The organism is Klebsiella sp. Lac1, assembly GCF_009825425.1.
Lineage (GTDB): Bacteria > Pseudomonadota > Gammaproteobacteria > Enterobacterales > Enterobacteriaceae > Klebsiella > Klebsiella electrica.
Map to the genome: position 1 here is coordinate 244,446 of NZ_VJZJ01000004.1, position 17,977 is coordinate 262,422.

A 17,977-nucleotide genomic window follows, 5' to 3' on the forward strand; every position below is an offset into this window, starting at 1 on the left:
AATAGTGTGATTCGCTACAGCGCTACCGGGAGTTTGTCAGATGGCCAGAAAAATTATTGTCGTGACCGCCGCCTATGGTCATGATTGCCTTAAAGAACTTGGCGGTCAGTCCGCCGTACTGCCGTTTATCGCCGGATCCGGCGCCGATGGCGTGGAGATTCGCCGCGAGCTATTCAGCGCCGACGAGCTCAAGCAGTTGCCGGCGCTGGCCGCCACCATCGAGCGCCACAACCTGCTGACCTGCTACTCCGCACCGGAAGCCTTGTTTGAAGCGAATGGTGCGCTTAACCCGCGTCTGCCGACGCTGTTGCAGGAAGCGCAGACCCTTAACGCCCTGTGGTTAAAACTGTCGCTCGGCCATTTTACCCATAACAACAGTCTGGAATCGCTGCGCCGCATCCTGCAGGAGAGCGGCATGACGCTGGTGGTAGAAAACGACCAGACCGACTGCGGCCAGCTTGCGCCAATGCAGCGCTTTAAAGCCGCCTGTCGGGTGAATCAGCTGCCCGTCACGCTGACCTTCGACATGGGTAACTGGCTGTGGGTCGGCGATTCGCCGGAAGAGGCCGCACGTCATCTGGCGCCCGCCGTCAGCTACATCCACGTCAAAGCCGCAGAGCCGCATCATGCGCACTTTCGCGCCATCCCTCCTGACGAGGCCCCTGCTCGCTGGCTGGCGCTGCTCGCCAACCTGCCTGCCGATGCCCCACGAGGGATCGAATTTCCGCTGGTGGGTCACGATCTGACGGCCGTCACCCGTCGCTATGTGAATTTGTTACGCGAGGAATAAGTCATGGAAAACACATTAGATGTCGTCACCATCGGCGAAGCGATGGCGATGTTTGTCGCGACGGAAACCGGCGATCTGGCCGAAGTAGAACACTTTATGAAACGCGTCGCCGGCGCGGAGCTGAATGTCGCCACCGGCCTGGCTCGTCTGGGGCTGAAAGTCGGCTGGGTTAGCCGCGTGGGTCAAGACAGTTTCGGCCGCTTTGTCCTTCGTTCGTTGGCCAAAGAAGGGATTGATGCGCGCGGCGTCCGTGAAGACAGCCGCTACGCAACCGGCTTTCAGATGAAATCCAAAGTCGAAAATGGAACCGATCCCATTGTGGAATACTTCCGCAAAGGTTCCGCCGCCAGCCATCTGTCGCCAGAGGATTTTCGCGCCGATTACTTCGCCAGCGCTCGCCATCTGCACCTCAGCGGCGTCGCCGCCGCGCTGTCGGAGAGTTCATACGCCCTGCTGGAGCAAGCCGCCGCCACCATGAAGGCCCAGGGGAAGACTATCTCGTTCGATCCGAATCTGCGCCCGGTGCTGTGGAAAAGCGAAGCCGAGATGGTGGAAAAACTCAATCACCTCGCCTTTCAGGCCGACTGGGTTCTGCCGGGCATCAAAGAAGGCATGATCCTCACCGGCCAACAAACTCCGCAAGGGATTGCCGATTTCTATCTCACGCGCGGCGTTCAGGCCGTGATCATTAAAACCGGCAGCGACGGCGCCTGGTTCAAAACCGCCGCGGGCGAACAGGGCGCCGTCGCAGCCGTCAAAGTCGATAACGTCGTCGATACCGTGGGCGCCGGCGATGGTTTTGCCGTCGGCGTGATTAGCGCTCTGCTGGAGGGAAAAACGCTGCAACAAGCGATACGGCGCGGCAACAAAATTGGCGCGCTGGCCATTCAGGTCCAGGGCGACAGCGAAGGATTACCCACACGCGGGGCGCTGGGCGAATAGCCCGGACCGGCGTAATAATAACGGCCTCCTCTGTACCCTACATACGGCGGCGGCGTCATGAACCTCAACTTTAGAGGCAAGCCTATGAACAGCTCTACCAATGCAACCAAACGCTGGTGGTACATCATGCCTATCGTGTTTATCACGTATAGCCTGGCGTATCTTGATCGCGCAAACTTCAGTTTTGCTTCGGCAGCGGGCATTACGGAAGATTTAGGCATTACCAAAGGTATCTCATCGCTTCTTGGCGCACTTTTCTTCCTCGGTTATTTCTTCTTCCAGATCCCGGGGGCGATTTATGCTGAACGCCGTAGCGTACGTAAGCTGATTTTCATCTGCCTGATCCTGTGGGGTGCCTGCGCCTCGCTGACCGGGATGGTGCACAATATTCCGGCGCTGGCGGCGATCCGTTTTATTCTCGGCGTCGTTGAAGCGGCCGTCATGCCGGCGATGCTGATTTACATCAGCAACTGGTTTACCAAATCAGAACGTTCACGCGCCAACACCTTCTTAATCCTTGGGAATCCGGTCACGGTACTGTGGATGTCGGTGGTCTCCGGCTACCTGATTCAGTCCTTCGGCTGGCGTGAAATGTTTATTATTGAAGGCGTTCCGGCCGTCCTCTGGGCCTTCTGCTGGTGGGTGCTGGTCAAAGATAAACCGTCGCAGGTGGACTGGCTGTCGGAAAACGAAAAAGCCGCGCTGCAGGCGCAGCTGGAGAGCGAACAGCAGGGTATTAAAGCCGTGCGTAACTACGGCGAAGCCTTCCGCTCACGTAACGTCATTCTGCTGTGCATGCAGTATTTTGCCTGGAGCATCGGCGTGTACGGTTTTGTTCTGTGGCTGCCGTCAATTATCCGCAGCGGCGGCGTCAATATGGGGATGGTGGAAGTCGGCTGGCTCTCTTCGGTGCCTTATCTGGCCGCGACGATTGCGATGATCGTCGTCTCCTGGGCGTCCGATAAAATGCAGAACCGTAAACTGTTCGTCTGGCCGCTGCTGCTGATTGGCGGGCTGGCTTTTATCGGCTCCTGGGCCGTCGGCGCTAACCATTTCTGGGCCTCTTATACGCTGCTGGTGATTGCCGGCGCGGCAATGTACGCCCCTTACGGCCCGTTCTTCGCCATCATTCCGGAAATGCTGCCGCGTAACGTCGCCGGCGGCGCAATGGCGCTCATCAACAGCATGGGGGCATTAGGTTCATTCTTTGGCTCGTGGTTCGTGGGCTACCTGAACGGCACCACCGGTAGTCCGTCAGCCTCATACATTTTCATGGGAGTGGCGCTTTTTGCCTCGGTATGGCTTACTTTAATTGTTAAGCCTGCTAACAATCAAAAGCTCCCTATCGGCGCTCGTCACGCCTGACCTTTACTACTTACGGAGATCCGTATGAAGCCGTCCGTTATTCTCTATAAAACGCTTCCCGACGACCTGCAGCAACGTCTGGAAAAACACTTTACCGTCACTCGGGTGAAAAACCTGAGCCCTGACACCGTCCAGCAGCATGCGGAAGCCTTTGCCCAGGCGGAAGGTCTGCTGGGGTCGAGCGAAAAAGTTGACGCCGCGTTACTGGAGAAAATGCCCAGGCTTCGTGCGACCTCCACCATTTCCGTCGGCTATGACAACTTCGACGTTGGGGCGCTGAATGCGCGCAAGGTGCTGCTGATGCATACGCCGACCGTGCTGACCGAAACCGTTGCCGATACGGTGATGGCGCTGGTGCTCAGCACTTCCCGTCGGGTGGTGGAGGTGGCTAACCGGGTGAAAGCCGGGGAGTGGACGAAAAGCATCGGCCCGGACTGGTTCGGCAGCGATGTGCACCATAAAACGCTGGGGATCGTCGGCATGGGCCGTATCGGGATGGCCCTGGCGCAGCGCGCGCACGCCGGTTTTGGCATGCCGATTCTGTATAACGCCCGCAGCCGCCACCCGCAGGCGGAAGAGCGTTTTAACGCGCGTTACTGCGATCTGGATACGCTGCTGCAGGAAGCCGACTTTGTCTGTCTGATTCTGCCGCTGACCGCCGAGACTCACCACCTGTTCAACGCGGAAAAATTCGCCAAAATGAAGCCCTCCGCCATCTTTATTAATGCGGGGCGCGGCCCGGTTGTCGATGAGAAGGCGTTGATTGCCGCGTTACAAAATGGCCAAATCCACGCGGCGGGTCTGGACGTTTTCGAGCAGGAGCCACTGGCGAAAGAGTCGCCGCTGTTAAGCCTGCCGAACGTCGTCGCGCTGCCGCATATCGGTTCTGCCACTCATGAGACCCGCTACAATATGGCGGCTTGTGCGGTAGACAATTTGATTGATGCGCTGAATGGCAAGGTTGAGAAGAACTGCGTCAACCCGTAGGTGAAGTGAGGGTAAGCTGAAGCGACCCGGGTCGAGGTCAACGCCTGACCCGGGCTGGCGAACCGGTTAACGCGTTGCGTTAACCGCCGCCGTCCACGCCTGGTTGAAAGCCTGATGCTGGGCAGCCAGCGGGCCAATCAGAGCGTTGTACTGGCTGGCCTGCTGCGAGGTCGGGAACTGAATCCCGTTTGCCACGAAGCTCACCTGAGCATTTTGCTGAGCGATAAAATCACCCACCTGCACCAGTTGCTGAGTAAAGACCTGCGCAGCAGGAATCAGCGGCTGCAGTGCGTTCGCCGGGGCGGTCACGACTTTGCTGTAAACCTGGTCAAAGACCGGTTTCAGATCGTCGCTCTGCTTCAGCGCGCTATGTGCGCCATCGGCCTGCATTTTCGCATTTTCCAGCTGCTGGCTCAGTACGCCCAGCGCGCCGTTTGCCTGACGCAGCGGTTCACGCTGAGTCACATAATCCTGCGCCACGCGAATCGCATTCACGCTGTCTACGACCGGACGCAGACCCGCATCCATCGCCTGACTTACCTGCTGTGAATAGCCGTAAATCACCGCGTAATCGGAAACAAAAGGACCAAACTGTTTTTTCTGATCGGCAGTCAGCGTCGGCAGACGTTCGCCGCTACGCATTGCCGTATTTTGCAGGAAGTCGATAAACGCTTTGCGCTGATCGCCTTCTTTATCGAAACACCCACTCAGGCTAACCACCATTAATAAGGCCGCAATAGCCGCAAACCAGCGAGAGCAGGACTTTCCTGTCGCCATTTTTTTACTCCTTTCAGCCAAAAAAAGCGCACACGGACACACGCGTGCCAGACGCTGACAAGGATAGTCCAGGTCGGCCTTGCAGGATACTCTTTCCTGACAATCTTACGCAGGAAAAGCACCGTTCGCGGCGATTGACGGGAGAACGCCAGCGTCTGTTAAGCCCATCACAATTAACGCCATAACTCGCCCGGCGAGAATAGTTAGTAACATCATGATTTTATTGTAAATAAAATCATTGTTGCGCGTCGAATCCGTGAAAGCGAACGATAATCGCACGCTTCCTGGGCCGGTTGCGTTGCCTGAGGCCAGGTTCAGTGGTTTGATAAATGAGCGATTAACGGCGATGCGTTCGATTATCGCACAAATCACATTAACGACAGCGAGAGAGGCGGCAATTGCCCGACACCGTCCCCCGCTCCGGCTGCCAGGAATGCTGTATGAATAAGACAACCATCGATATTCAGGCTTTTATCAACGAACATCCGTTTACGAAGTACCAGTGGATGATTCTGGCCCTGTGTTTTATTACCGTCGCGATGGACGGGTTTGATACCGCCATCATCGGCTTTATTGCCTCTGACCTGGTACAGGAATGGGGTGTGGAAAAATCCGCGTTAGGCCCGGTGATGAGCGCTGCGCTCGTCGGTCTGGCGGTGGGGGCACTGACCGCAGGCCCGTTGGCTGACCGCATTGGCCGAAAAAAAGTTCTGCTCATGTCGATTGTGGTTTTCGGAAGCTTTAGTCTGTTGACCGCTTTCGCCACCAGCCTCAATCAACTGACGCTGCTGCGCTTTCTGACCGGCCTCGGGTTGGGCGCCGCCATGCCAAACGCAGCAACGCTGATGAGCGAGTATGCGCCGGAACGCCGTCGCGCTTTGCTGGTCAATCTGATGTTTGTCGGGTTCCCGATGGGCTCTTCGCTGGGTGGATTCCTCTCGGCCTGGATGATCCCGCACTACGGCTGGCAAAGCGTCCTGATTCTGGGCGGCGTGATGCCTCTGCTGCTTGCCGTCGCGCTGGTGTTCTTACTGCCGGAGTCGGCACGCTATCTGGTGGTCAAGCGCCAGCCATCGCAGCGTATTGCCGCCATTCTGCGTCGTATCGCCCCGCTGCCTGAACAGGTTGAGTTTGAGCTGCGTGAAGTCGGCCAGGTGAAAGACAAATCGGCCCTGGCCGTCATTTTCTCCCCCCGTTATCTCGTCGGTACCGTGATGCTGTGCATGACCTACTTTCTGGGACTGCTGATTTTCTATTTATTGACCAGCTGGCTTCCGCTGCTGATTCGCGAAACCGGGGCGTCAATGAGCCAGGCTTCGATTATCACCGCGCTCTTCCCGCTGGGCGGCGGTATCGGGGTGCTGATCCTCGGCGCTCTGATGGACAAAATGAACCCCAATAAAGTGGTCGCCGTAGGCTGGCTGTTGACCGGCGTTTGCGTCTTTCTGGTCGGCTTCTCCACCAACAGCCTGGTGCTGATGGGCGTAATGGTCTTTATTGCCGGCAGTATTATGAACGGCGCGCAGTCATCAATGCCGGCCCTGGCCGCCGGATTTTACCCCACCCAGGGCCGGGCGACCGGCGTCGCCTGGATGCTGGGCCTCGGCCGGTTTGGCGGCATCCTCGGCGCCTTCAGCGGAGCCTTCCTGATGCAGGCGCAACTCTCCTTCGTGACCATCTTTACCTTGTTGTCGATTCCGGCGTTTTTATCCGCTATCGCGCTGCTGGTGAAATATAAGATAAGCAAGGGCCAGCCGATACCTGCGCAGGCAAAAACCGAAAATATGCAAAAAGCCTGACCCTCAGGCCAGCGGGCAACCGCTGGCCTGGCGGATTTTTCATCTGTTTACAAAAATTTTCCATTGCGACACGTCTGATGATTAATCATCACCTTATCTGCCGTTTTCATCCCCGAATATCCGTTAAGACGATAGGCTGCCTGCACATAATAACCACCGTGACTATTCTTTGTGTTTTTTCTGACTATTCTTAACAGGCTTGACTAAATTTTCTTTTGCTGTGTGACAGAAGGAGTTCTCAATGGAATATAAAGATCCGGTGTTTGAACTGCTTAGCAGCCTGGAACAAATTGTTTTCAAAGATATTTCCCAGACGATCGCCCAGCCTCGTAAGCAGACCGCATTTAGCGAGTTTGAACAGCTTCGCAAAGGCACTGGTCTGAAAATTGATGATTTTGCCAATGCCATGGGCGTCAGCGTGGCGATGGTACAAGAGTGGGAATCAAGACGGGTGAAACCCTCATCCACGGAGCTCAAATTAATGCGCCTGATTCAGGCAAACCCGCAGCTTTCAAGGCAGATTATCGACTAAAGCTCTATAATAAGAATCAGGTCTGGTTACGGTCCTTATATCGGGACCGTTTTTATTTCTATGAAAAAAGGTTTGCTATCACACCGCAAAAATGAGTTAATGCTCGCAGGTTTGATGTACAGACCACAGAGCATTAGTATAGAGTAGTCCTTGAGCGGTTATCATAGATACCCCGGTAGTGAACTTTCCCTTTATAGCTTCAAATCTGTAGTCCAGACCGTACCGCCGAAAGGTTCATTTATTATTTAAAGGTATTTCGCTATGTCCGGTAAAATGACTGGTATCGTAAAATGGTTCAACGCTGACAAAGGCTTCGGCTTCATCACTCCTGACGATGGCTCTAAAGACGTGTTCGTACACTTCTCTGCTATCCAGAACGATGGCTACAAATCTCTGGATGAAGGTCAGAAAGTTTCCTTCACCATCGAAAGCGGCGCTAAAGGCCCGGCAGCTGGCAACGTAACCAGCCTGTAAGCTTAAATTAAGCTCAGAATTCAAGATCCCTGCCTCGCGGCGGGGATTTTTTTTATCTGCTAATAAAAAACCGCCGCTCATCAGAGGGCAGCTTTTTGTCTTCACCGCGCTGAGAAATGCCAGCCATCCTCCTGCCACGTCAAAGAGTGGGTCAGCCGCAGTCCCCGCAGAAAATCCTCATCATGAGAGACGACAATCATTGCGCCAGGAAACGCGGCTAAAGCCGACTCAATAGCCTGAACGGCAGCCAAATCAAGATGGTTTGTCGGCTCATCCAGCAGCAGAAGCTGCGCGGCTTCTCGCCGCCATAGCACGCAGGCCAGCGCGGCTTTTAGCCGCTCGCCGCCGCTTAAAGCCGACAGCGGCAGATTGATTTTATCCGCGCCCAGCTGCAGCCGGGCAAGACGGCTGCGTAATACACCCGCCTCCAGCGGCGTATCATCAAGATTAAGGTGCGCCATGACCGACAGCGACAGGTCCAGCTGCGTGAGATGCTGATCCAGCCAGGCCGTCTGCACCGACACCCGGCACTTGCCGGACAGTGGCGATTCCAGACCGATCAACGTTTTCAGCAGCGTGGTTTTGCCACAGCCGTTGGGGCCACGCAACGCCACGCGCAGCGGCCCGTCAAGACGCCAGTCGAGCGGCGGTATGGCGGAGAAAGCCAGCTGCAAAGCCTCCAGGACCAACACCTGTTTACCGGCGGCAACCTGGCTTCCCGGCAGAGTGAACATCACCGTGGCCTCCTCCTCTACCCGCTCACGGGCCTGGAGAACCGCGGCGTTCAGCGCGCAATTTTGCTCCTGGTGCTGGCGATGCAGTGTACCGGGCCGCTCCTTCGCCGCTCCTTTATATTTTACCCGTTCAAAGGAGGCGATATTCAGCGTATCCACCACGCGCAGTGTCTGAGCAGAACGTCGCTGACTGGCATCGTGCTCTTTTTGCATCCGCGCCCGCGTGCGACGGCGCTCGGTGGCGGCATGGTCTAACGCCGCGCGCGCGGCCTGCTGCTCCGCGTCGCGCTGCTGCTGATAAGCGGCATAGTGACCGCCGTAGCTGCGCAACGCGCCGGGCGTCAGTTCGAGTATGCGCGACATGCGGGATAACAGCGCGCGATCGTGGCTGGCTATCAGCGCCCCGCCGGGCCAGCATTCAAGCTGGTGATACAGCCAGTCGCGACCCTGCCTGTCCAGGTGATTGGTGGGCTCATCCAGCAGCAGATAATCGGCCGCGGACAGAAAAGCGCCGCATAGCAGGGCCTTCACCCGCTCACCGCCGCTCAATGATGATGCGGGGCGCTCGGGATCAAAATCGGCTAAACCCGCCTCGCGAAAACCTGCGCGCAGGCGATCCGGGAGGTTCCAGCAGCCCTCGAGGCAATCGACATCGTCAGCCAGAGCCTCACCGCGCCCGAGGCGCTGCAAGGCCGCAAAGTAGGGCCCGTAGCCCAGCAGCCCGGCCAGCGTGGTCTGCGGGGTTATCGCGTGCTGCTGCGCAACACAGGCCAGAGAAACAGGCCGTTCGATATGCCCACCAGAAGGCGTATCGATACCGGCCAGCAGGCGCAGCAGACGGGTTTTCCCGACGCCATTACGTCCGACCAGGCCACTGAGGGCATTTTCCAGCGAGAGATTCAACGGGCCAAATAGCGTCTCTCCCGTCGCAAACTGACAGGTGACCTGATGCAAAATAAAAGAGGGGGATTGGGCACGATGGGCCATAAGCACTCCTGAATGAAATTCATATTTCCCCTACAGACGCAGTGCGCCAGCAAGGATCCGAATTCAGCAGGTGTGTTGGTCCATTTTCAGTGTGCTCTCTGTGAGACGAGGGATTCGTCGGGGCACAGGATAGCCATACTCGTCCTTGCATTTCAAGATTAATTTTTCCGCAAACACCTGCGGGTTGAGCGACTCTCCCGCGGCTAAAACGTCAAACCGCCCCGAAATCATCCCCGTTTTATATGCGCATTTTTTATTCTATTTTTTTGAATGAGATGCGCAAATTGTTCCAGTTTTAATCGATCAATAATCGTCCTATCATTTATCACATCGGAGCAACAACGCTCCATACCAAACAAAATCACTTAAGGAATACGACCATGAAATCTATCAAAACTTTCGTTGCAGTTTCTGCTCTGTCTCTGATGACTTTCGGTGCTTTCGCTCAGAGCATCAGCGCCACCGCCTCCACGCTGGATCGTGCTGAAGCCAAAATTGCCGCCCAGGCCGCTGAACAAGGCGCGTCGTATAAAATCACCAGCGCCCAGTTCAACAACCGCGTGCATATGACCGCAGAACTGAACAAATAACGCAATCTCTCTTGCCGGGCCGCCGGACGTTAACCAGACAGGCGACAACGACAACACGATGAAAAGGAAGATAAAATGAAAAATATCAGCGTGATAACCGCCCTGTTTCTGGCCGCTTCATTATCATCTGGCGCCATCGCCGCAGAGCGGCGTCCCGCGCAGCCGGAAGCCGGTTCCAACATGGACACCGCAGTGCATCAGAACCGTATTAACGTCAGCCACGCTTTTGATAAAGAGAGTCTGACCGCGGGGAATTTGCAGTAAATCTGGCCGCCGCAAGGCGTCCGGGTAGGCGAGAGAGTCGCTGAGCGCTATAAAAAAACCTGCCCCAGGGCAGGTTTTTTGTTATGCAAAACAAACGATTATTGCAGCAGGGAAATATCCGCTACCTGCAGGAACAGGTCACGCAGTTTCGACAGCAGCGTCAGACGGTTGATACGGACGTCTTTATCTTCCGCATTCACCATCACGTTTTCGAAGAATTCATCTACCGGTTCACGCAGGGAGGCCAGTTCGATCAGCGCTTCCTGATAGCGGCCTTCGGCAAAGAACGGCTGCAGCTTGTCGCGCAGGACCACCAGATGGGTCGCCAGCTTAATTTCTGCCGCTTCTTTCAGCACGGAGGCATGAACGGCATCGTTCAGCGTCTCTTCGGATTTCGCGAGGATGTTAGATACGCGCTTGTTGGCTGCTGCCAGCGCGGCCGCTTCTTCCAGGGTGCGGAAGTGAGATACCGCTTTCATACGCGCATCGAAATCAGCCGGACGCGTCGGACGACGTGCCAGTACCGCCTGGATGGTGTCGACGGTGTAGCCTTCATCCTGATACCAGGCGCGGAAGCGACCGAGCATGAAGTCAATGACGTCATCGACGACGTTGGCGTTAGTCAGCTTATCGCCGTACAGACGCACCGCTTCTTCGGTCAGCGTTTGCAGATCGAGGTTCAGGTTCTTCTCAACGATAATACGCAGCACGCCGAGCGCGGCACGACGCAGCGCAAACGGGTCTTTATCGCCTTTCGGATGCTGGCCGATACCGAAGATGCCCGCGAGGGTATCCATCTTATCGGCAATCGCTACCGCACAGGCTACCGGATTAGACGGCAGATCGTCGCCGGCAAAGCGCGGCTGATACTGCTCGTTCAGCGCCACCGCCACATCTTCGGCTTCGCCATCGTGACGCGCATAGTGCATGCCCATGATGCCCTGAGTGTCGGTAAACTCGAACACCATGTTGGTCATCAGGTCACACTTGGAGAGCAGACCCGCACGCGTTGCGTGATTGACGTCGGCGCCAGTCTGCCCGGCGATCCAACCAGCCAGGGCCTGAATGCGGTCGGTTTTGTCGCGCAGGGTGCCGAGCTGCTGCTGGAACAGCACGGTTTGCAGACGCGGCAGATGATCTTCCAGACGCTTTTTACGGTCGGTGTTGAAGAAGAACTCGGCATCCGCCAGACGTGGGCGAACCACTTTTTCGTTCCCGGAGATAATCTGCGTCGGATCTTTCGACTCGATGTTGGTGACGAAAATAAAGTTCGGCAGCAGTTTGCCGTCATTACCGTAGACCGGGAAGTACTTCTGGTCGCCTTTCATGGTGTAAACCAGCGCTTCTGCCGGCACCGCGAGGAATTTCTCTTCGAATTTCGCGGTCAGCACCACCGGCCATTCCACCAGCGAGGCCACTTCTTCCAGCAGGCTTTCGCTCAGATCGGCGTTGCCGCCAATTTTGCGCGCCGCGTCTTCGGCATCGGCTTTGATTTTGGCTTTACGCTGCTCGTAGTCAGCAATGACTTTGCCGCGCTCAACCAGAATTTGCGGGTATTGATCGGCGTTGTCGATAGTGAATTCCGGCTCGCCCATAAAGCGATGGCCGCGAATCACGCGATCGGAGGCGATGCCCAGAATGGTTGCCGGGACGACTTTGTCGCCCAGCAGCAGGGTCACGGTGTGAACCGGACGCACGAACTGCACGTCGGAGGCGCCCCAGCGCATCAGTTTCGGGATCGGCAGTTTTGCCAGCGAGGTCGCCACCATGTTCGGCAGCAGCGCTTCCGCGCTTTCGCCCTTGACGTGCGCGCGATACAGCAGCCATTCACCTTTGTCGGTGACCATACGCTCGGCCTGGTCAACGGTGATACCGCAGCCACGCGCCCAGCCTTCGGCCGCTTTGCTCGGTTTGCCTTCCGCGTCGAACGCGGCAGAAACCGCCGGGCCGCGTTTTTCAACTTCGCGATCCGGTTGCGACGCCGCCAGATTAGCGACTTTCAGCGCCAGACGGCGCGGGGCAGCAAACCACTCGACGTTGCCGTGGGCGAGGCCAGCGTTATCCAGCTCCGCGGTAAAGTTCGCAGCAAAAGATTCCGCCAGGCTGCGCAGGGCTTTTGGTGGCAGCTCTTCGGTGCCGATTTCCACCAGGAAAGTTTTTTCAGACATGGCCGCCTCTTATTTATTCTTGTTGCACATCGGGAAGCCCAGGGCTTCACGGGAAGCGTAATAGGCTTCTGCCACGGCTTTGGTCAGGGTGCGAATGCGCAGAATATAGCGCTGACGCTCGGTGACGGAGATGGCTTTACGCGCGTCCAGCAGGTTGAAGCTGTGGGCGGCTTTCAGAATGCGCTCGTAGGCAGGCAGCGGCAGCGGGGTTTCCAGCGCCAGCAGCTGCTGCGCTTCTTTCTCATACTGCTCGAAGCAGGAGAACAGGAAGTCGACGTCTGCGTATTCAAAGTTATAGGTGGATTGCTCCACTTCGTTCTGATGGAACACGTCGCCGTAGGTGGTTTTACCCAGCGGACCGTCGCTCCAGACCAGGTCGTAAACGCTGTCAACGCCCTGAATGTACATCGCCAGACGTTCCAGACCGTAGGTTATCTCGCCGGTCACCGGCTTACATTCGAGGCCGCCGACCTGCTGGAAGTAGGTGAACTGCGTCACTTCCATCCCGTTCAGCCACACTTCCCAGCCCAGACCCCAGGCACCCAGCGTCGGGTTTTCCCAGTTGTCTTCCACGAAGCGGATGTCGTGAATCGTCGGATCCATGCCCAGCTCTTTCAAAGACCCAAGGTACAGCTCCTGAATGTTATCCGGCGATGGCTTAATGACCACCTGGAACTGATAGTAGTGCTGTAAGCGGTTCGGGTTTTCGCCGTAGCGGCCGTCGGTCGGGCGACGAGAAGGCTGCACATAGGCAGTCGCCATCGGCTCTGGCCCCAGCGCACGCAGGCAGGTCATTGGATGAGAGGTGCCGGCGCCGACTTCCATGTCCAGTGGTTGAACAATGGTGCAGCCCTGACGAGCCCAGTAATCCTGTAAGGTCAGGATCAGGCCCTGGAAGGTCCTGGTATCAAACTTTTGCATATTATTTCGTGCTGGATACGTGTGGATTTAAAGGAAGGGATCAGTATACCCGCTGGCTGCGAGATATACAGTACGAAACGGCGTTGTTTAAATAAAATTGCGGGAATTAACGCCATCGCGCGGCATCAGGTGCCGATTTAACGCATAGAAAGATGTAAAAACTGCCCGTCTGGATCAAAAGAACAGATAAAGCGCTCATTCTGCGATGTCAGACCCGACAGCTCATAGCTCCCCTGGAACTGCTCGAAGTGGCTAATGTCCACCATGCGGGGCCCGGTGCTGTAGCGTTTTGCCGCCTTATCCTTGCACAGTTGCGCCATATTGAGGGTAATTTGCGGCGTAATCCGCGCACGTTGCGCTTTTTGCACCGTCTGAGGCGGCTGTTGGCTGCATCCCGCCAGCAGGAGCAATAACAGTCCAGAAAAGAAATATTTCATCACCATTTTCCTCAACCGCCTTGTTAGCAACTCGTTATCGTGCAGGTTACGTGAAATTGTCCGGGCATTGTGCGAATCTCTGCGCATCTCGACAAGAGCGTCGCGATAAACTCGGAATTTTCCATTGCGACATGGCCGGCCAGGAGGAGTCAGACCCTCTTTAAGCAGGAGCAACTGAGGTACCGATGCAGGAAAAAATAAACTGGATAACAAGTTTGCGCGGCATCGCATGCCTGATGGTAGTGATGATTCACAGCACCACCTGGTATATCACCCACCCGCATATCATCAGCTTGCTGGACTGGGATATCGCCAACCTGCTTAATTCGGCTTCTCGCGTCAGCGTCCCGCTGTTTTTCATGATATCCGGCTACCTGTTTTTCGGTGAGCGCAGCGCCCAACCACGGCATTTTCTACGGATCGTACTGTGCGTGGCGTTTTATAGCGCCCTGTCCCTGCTCTACATCACGTTGTTCACCCATATCAACGTGGTGCTGTCACTCAAGCACTTACTGCAAAAACCGGTGTTCTATCATCTGTGGTTTTTCTTCGCGATTATCGTCATTTACCTGCTCTCGCCGCTGCTGCAGGTTAAACAGGTCAGCGGCAGGATGCTGTTGATTCTGATGCTGGTAGTAGGCCTTCTGGCCAACCCCAACATGGTGTCGGTCAAGGCTGGCGGCATCGAGTGGCTGCCGCTCAATCTCTATATCAACGGCGATACGTTTTACTATGTTCTGTATGGCGTACTGGGGCGGGCGATCGGCATGATGGACACCGATAAAAAGTGGCTCACGCTGCTGTGCGCCGCGCTTTTCGCTGCCACGGTGTGGGTGATTTCCCGCGGGACATTGCACGAGCTGAAGTGGCGCGGCGACTTCGGCGATACCTGGTACTTATATTGCGGGCCGGCGGTGTTTGTCTGCGCGATAACCCTGCTCACGCTGGTGAAGAATACCCTCAACGCACGTCCGATCCCTGCCCTGGCGCTGATTGCACGCCATTCGCTGGGGATCTACGGATTTCATGCCCTGATCATTCATGCGTTACGGGCCAGCGGAGTGGAACTGACGCGCTGGCCGCTGCTGGATATCTTCTGGATATTCGGCGCGGCGTTGGGGGGGAGCCTGCTGCTGTCGACGCTGGTACAGCGCCTGGATACCCGACGCCTGGTCAGCTAGCGCGGCAAAAATTAATCCGCCCCATTCGGGGCGGACGCTTATGACGACATCAGCGGCAGCAGCTGCTGATAAATCTGCCGGAACGTTTCGCGACGCGGCGCATAGCGAGCAAAGCGCTCGGCATCCGGTCGATGGGCCTGTTCCAGCGGCAGCTGCGGCAGCAGTTCTGAAAAAACCGCCTCTTTATGCTGCGCCAGCTGCGCTAACCGGGCAGCCCCGAGCGCAGGCCCAACGTCGCCGCCGGTACGGTAATCCAGCTGCTGGCCGCTGATATCAGCCAGCATTTGCCGCCACCAGGCGCTGCGCGCACCGCCGCCAATCAGAGTGATGCTCTCCGGCGTCACGCCGCAGGCATGCACCACATCCATTCCATCCGCCAGCGCGTAGCCCACGCCCTCCAGTACCGCACGTGCCAGTTCTGCCGGGCCGTGCTGATGCGTCAGGCCGAAAAAGACCCCTTTAGCATGTGGGTTGTTATGCGGCGTGCGCTCGCCGGAAAGATAGGGTAAAAACCAGATGGGATCGGCGTTTTCGCTCGCCGATTCCGCCGCCGCCACCAGCGCAGGAACCGTGCCGAGGCCGGTCAGTTTTGCCGCCCAGTCGAGGCAGGAAGCGGCGCTCAACATCACCGACATCAAATGCCAGCGTCCCGGCAGAGCGTGACAAAAGCTGTGTACGGCGCTTTCAGGTTTACTGAGAAAACCGTTGCTGACGGCGAAATAGACCCCGGAGGTTCCCAGGGACAACATCGCCTGCCCCGCATCCGCCATGCCGACGCCTACCGCACCGGCAGCGTTATCGCCGCCGCCAGCGACCACCAGCGCCTGCGGCATATTCCACGCCTCGGCGATGGCGGGACGCAGCGTTCCCGTCACTTCGCAACCTTCGAACAACGCCGGCATGTTATCGCGGCTCAGGCCGCAGGCGGCGAGCAGCTCATCGCTCCAGTCGCGTTTGGCCACATCCAGCCACATCGTCCCGGCGGCGTCAGACATATCGCTGGCAAAGTCACCGGTCATACGCAGGCGGAGATAATCTTTCGGCAGCAGCACCTTGTCCACCTGGCGGAAGATCTCGGGTTCATGGTGCTGGACCCAGAGCAATTTTGGCGCCGTAAACCCCGGCATCATCAGGTTACCGGCAATTTGTCGCGAGCGGCTTACCGCTTTTTCCAGCTGGACGCACTCGTCGCCGCTGCGGCCGTCATTCCACAAAATAGCCGGGCGAAGCACCCGCTGGTGTTTATCCAGCAGCGTTGCGCCGTGCATCTGCCCGGCGATCCCCACCGCTTTTACATCGCGCAGCGTGTGTTGTTCACCCAACGCTTTCATTGCGCGGTCCGTCGCCTGCCACCAGTGCTCGGGGTCTTGCTCGGACCATAGCGGGTGTGGCCGCGATACGGTGAGGGGAGCAGTGTGCGAAGCCAGCACCTCACCTTGCTCATTGAGCAGAATGGCCTTTACGCCCGAGGTGCCCAAATCAATCCCGATGTACATACGGTCTCTCCTTAAACAGTGCGCCACGGTTAACCGTGGCGCGAGAAAGCGTGCTCTCACTCACGCCCGACACTGCCGGGCATCCTTATTACTTATCAAAGAGATAATGGTTAACCAGGTTTTCCAGCTGCTCCTGATGGCCGCTCTGATGCTGAGGAGCCAGATTATGCTGCGCCGCGTAGTGCGCAATCTCCGTCAGCGTCATCTGCCCTTTCAGGATTTGCTGACCCAGATCGCCATTCCAGCCGGCATAGCGTTTCGCGACTCGTTTATCCAGCTCGCCCCCTTCGATCATACGGGCCGCCACTTTCAGCGACAGCGCCATCGTATCCATCGCCCCAATATGACCATAGAACAGATCGTATTTATCGGTGCTCTGGCGACGAACTTTGGCATCAAAATTCAGCCCGCCGGTGGTAAAGCCGCCGGCCTTGAGAATTTCATACATCACCAGCGCATTCTCTTCCACGCTGTTCGGGAACTGATCGGTATCCCAGCCCAGCTGCGGATCGCCGCGGTTGGCATCCACGGAGCCGAACAGACCCAGCGCAATGGCGGTTGCAATTTCATGGTGGAAGGAGTGTCCGGCCAGAGTCGCATGGTTGGCTTCGATATTCAGTTTGATCTCTTTTTCGAGGCCAAACTGCTTGAGGAAACCGTAGACGGTAGAGGCATCATAATCGTACTGATGTTTGGTCGGTTCCTGCGGTTTTGGTTCAATCAGCAGCGTGCCCTGGAAGCCGATTTTATGTTTGTGTTCCACCACCAGCTGCATGAAGCGGCCAATTTGCTCGCGCTCCTGGCGCAGATCGGTATTAAGCAGGGTTTCGTAGCCTTCGCGACCGCCCCACAGGACATAGTTTTCCCCGCCCAGCTTGTGTGTGGCATTCATGGCGGTCACCACCTGAGTCGCCGCCCAGCTGAAGACCTCCGGATCCGGGTTGGTCGCCGCCCCTGCGCCATAGCGTGGGTTGGTAAAGCAGTTTGCCGTCCCCCACAGCAGCTTCACGCCGCTCTGCTCTTGCTTCGCCGCCAGTACATCAACCATCCGGGCAAAATTGTCCAGATACTCCTTCAGAGACGCCCCTTCCGGAGAGACATCCACATCATGGAAGCAGTAGTACGGCACATTAAGCTTATGGAAAAACTCAAAGGCGACATCCGCTTTACGCTTCGCCATTTCCAGCGCGTCGCCCGGCTGCTGCCACGGACGATTGAAGGAGCCCACGCCAAACATATCTGCCCCGTTCCAGCAGAAGGTATGCCAGTAGCAGGCGGCAAACCGCAGATGCTCTTCCATGCGTTTGCCCAGCACCAGCTCGTCCGGGTTATAGTGACGGAACGCGAGCGGGTTAGTGGTTTTTGGGCCTTCATAACGAACGCGATCGAGTTGATCGAAATAGGTTTGCATAATGAACTCCATATTCAGGGGTGCGGCGGGTAATAAGTCATAAGCCAATATAGAATTCATGTTTTACTTTCCTCAATTACGTTATTTCACACCGTGATTGAGAGAATCCACAAACGTGCGCC

At 56.7% G+C, this 17,977-nt stretch carries 17 protein-coding genes; 10 read left to right on the forward strand and 7 right to left on the reverse strand.

All coding sequences use genetic code 11. From position 1 onward, the window contains the following. Nucleotides 1-40: 40 nt before the first annotated feature. From FNY10_RS23615 to ghrB, 4 genes are all read left to right on the forward strand, one after another. The gene (locus FNY10_RS23615; RefSeq protein WP_160704240.1) at nt 41-790 is read left to right on the forward strand and encodes a sugar phosphate isomerase/epimerase; all 750 of its coding nucleotides are present in this window, start codon (nt 41-43) and stop codon (nt 788-790) included. A 3-nt stretch (nt 791-793) separates the two neighbouring features. Then, a complete protein-coding gene (locus FNY10_RS23620; protein WP_160704239.1) occupies nt 794-1,732 on the forward strand; it encodes a sugar kinase in 939 nt (312 codons plus the stop codon). 84 nt (nt 1,733-1,816) lie between these two features. Next, a complete protein-coding gene (locus FNY10_RS23625) occupies nt 1,817-3,097 on the forward strand; it encodes an MFS transporter (RefSeq protein ID WP_131049360.1) in 1,281 nt (426 codons plus the stop codon). Between the two features lie 24 nt (nt 3,098-3,121). Then, nucleotides 3,122-4,084 (forward strand): glyoxylate/hydroxypyruvate reductase GhrB, encoded by a 963-nt coding sequence (gene ghrB / locus FNY10_RS23630; protein WP_160704238.1) that lies wholly within the window; start codon nt 3,122-3,124, stop codon nt 4,082-4,084. A gap of 66 nt (nt 4,085-4,150) precedes the next feature. Here the strand turns inward: ghrB and FNY10_RS23635 are convergent, their stop codons facing one another. Then, a complete protein-coding gene (locus FNY10_RS23635; protein ID WP_100682967.1) occupies nt 4,151-4,861 on the reverse strand; it encodes a DUF3053 domain-containing protein in 711 nt (236 codons plus the stop codon). Between the two features lie 440 nt (nt 4,862-5,301). Here FNY10_RS23635 and FNY10_RS23640 point away from each other — a divergent pair, with 440 nt between their 5' ends. From FNY10_RS23640 to cspA, 3 genes are all read left to right on the forward strand, one after another. Continuing rightward, nucleotides 5,302-6,660 carry an MFS transporter gene (locus tag FNY10_RS23640; RefSeq protein WP_160704237.1) on the forward strand — a complete coding sequence of 453 codons (1,359 nt, stop codon included), beginning with the start codon at nt 5,302-5,304 and terminating at the stop codon, nt 6,658-6,660. 241 nt (nt 6,661-6,901) lie between these two features. Further along, a complete protein-coding gene (locus FNY10_RS23645) occupies nt 6,902-7,192 on the forward strand; it encodes an HTH-type transcriptional regulator (protein ID WP_100682965.1) in 291 nt (96 codons plus the stop codon). 261 nt (nt 7,193-7,453) lie between these two features. Continuing rightward, nucleotides 7,454-7,666, forward strand: a complete 213-nt coding sequence (cspA, locus tag FNY10_RS23650) for an RNA chaperone/antiterminator CspA (protein ID WP_000014594.1) — start codon at nt 7,454-7,456, stop codon at nt 7,664-7,666. A 101-nt stretch (nt 7,667-7,767) separates the two neighbouring features. Here cspA and FNY10_RS23655 read toward each other — a convergent pair whose 3' ends face one another. Beyond that, nucleotides 7,768-9,387 carry an ABC-F family ATP-binding cassette domain-containing protein gene (locus tag FNY10_RS23655; RefSeq protein ID WP_160704236.1) on the reverse strand — a complete coding sequence of 540 codons (1,620 nt, stop codon included), beginning with the start codon at nt 9,385-9,387 and terminating at the stop codon, nt 7,768-7,770. Between the two features lie 380 nt (nt 9,388-9,767). On the opposite strand from FNY10_RS23655, the gene FNY10_RS23660 reads away from it, so the two are divergent. Then, nucleotides 9,768-9,977 (forward strand): YdgH/BhsA/McbA-like domain containing protein, encoded by a 210-nt coding sequence (locus FNY10_RS23660; RefSeq protein ID WP_160704235.1) that lies wholly within the window; start codon nt 9,768-9,770, stop codon nt 9,975-9,977. A 75-nt stretch (nt 9,978-10,052) separates the two neighbouring features. Beyond that, a complete protein-coding gene (locus FNY10_RS23665; protein WP_160704234.1) occupies nt 10,053-10,241 on the forward strand; it encodes a hypothetical protein in 189 nt (62 codons plus the stop codon). A gap of 98 nt (nt 10,242-10,339) precedes the next feature. Here FNY10_RS23665 and glyS read toward each other — a convergent pair whose 3' ends face one another. The 3 genes from glyS to FNY10_RS23680 form a co-directional block, all read right to left on the reverse strand. Beyond that, nucleotides 10,340-12,409 carry a glycine--tRNA ligase subunit beta gene (glyS, locus tag FNY10_RS23670; protein WP_160704232.1) on the reverse strand — a complete coding sequence of 690 codons (2,070 nt, stop codon included), beginning with the start codon at nt 12,407-12,409 and terminating at the stop codon, nt 10,340-10,342. Between the two features lie 9 nt (nt 12,410-12,418). Next, nucleotides 12,419-13,330, reverse strand: coding sequence for a glycine--tRNA ligase subunit alpha (glyQ, locus tag FNY10_RS23675; protein ID WP_004205014.1), 912 nt, complete (start codon nt 13,328-13,330; stop codon nt 12,419-12,421). A 137-nt stretch (nt 13,331-13,467) separates the two neighbouring features. Then, nucleotides 13,468-13,773, reverse strand: coding sequence for a YsaB family lipoprotein (locus FNY10_RS23680; RefSeq protein ID WP_131049355.1), 306 nt, complete (start codon nt 13,771-13,773; stop codon nt 13,468-13,470). A gap of 179 nt (nt 13,774-13,952) precedes the next feature. Here FNY10_RS23680 and FNY10_RS23685 point away from each other — a divergent pair, with 179 nt between their 5' ends. Beyond that, nucleotides 13,953-14,948 (forward strand): acyltransferase, encoded by a 996-nt coding sequence (locus FNY10_RS23685; protein WP_100682959.1) that lies wholly within the window; start codon nt 13,953-13,955, stop codon nt 14,946-14,948. Between the two features lie 38 nt (nt 14,949-14,986). Here FNY10_RS23685 and xylB read toward each other — a convergent pair whose 3' ends face one another. Next, a complete protein-coding gene (gene xylB, locus FNY10_RS23690) occupies nt 14,987-16,444 on the reverse strand; it encodes a xylulokinase (protein ID WP_131049354.1) in 1,458 nt (485 codons plus the stop codon). Between the two features lie 88 nt (nt 16,445-16,532). Continuing rightward, nucleotides 16,533-17,855 (reverse strand): xylose isomerase, encoded by a 1,323-nt coding sequence (xylA, locus tag FNY10_RS23695; RefSeq protein WP_131049372.1) that lies wholly within the window; start codon nt 17,853-17,855, stop codon nt 16,533-16,535. Nucleotides 17,856-17,977: the final 122 nt, after the last annotated feature.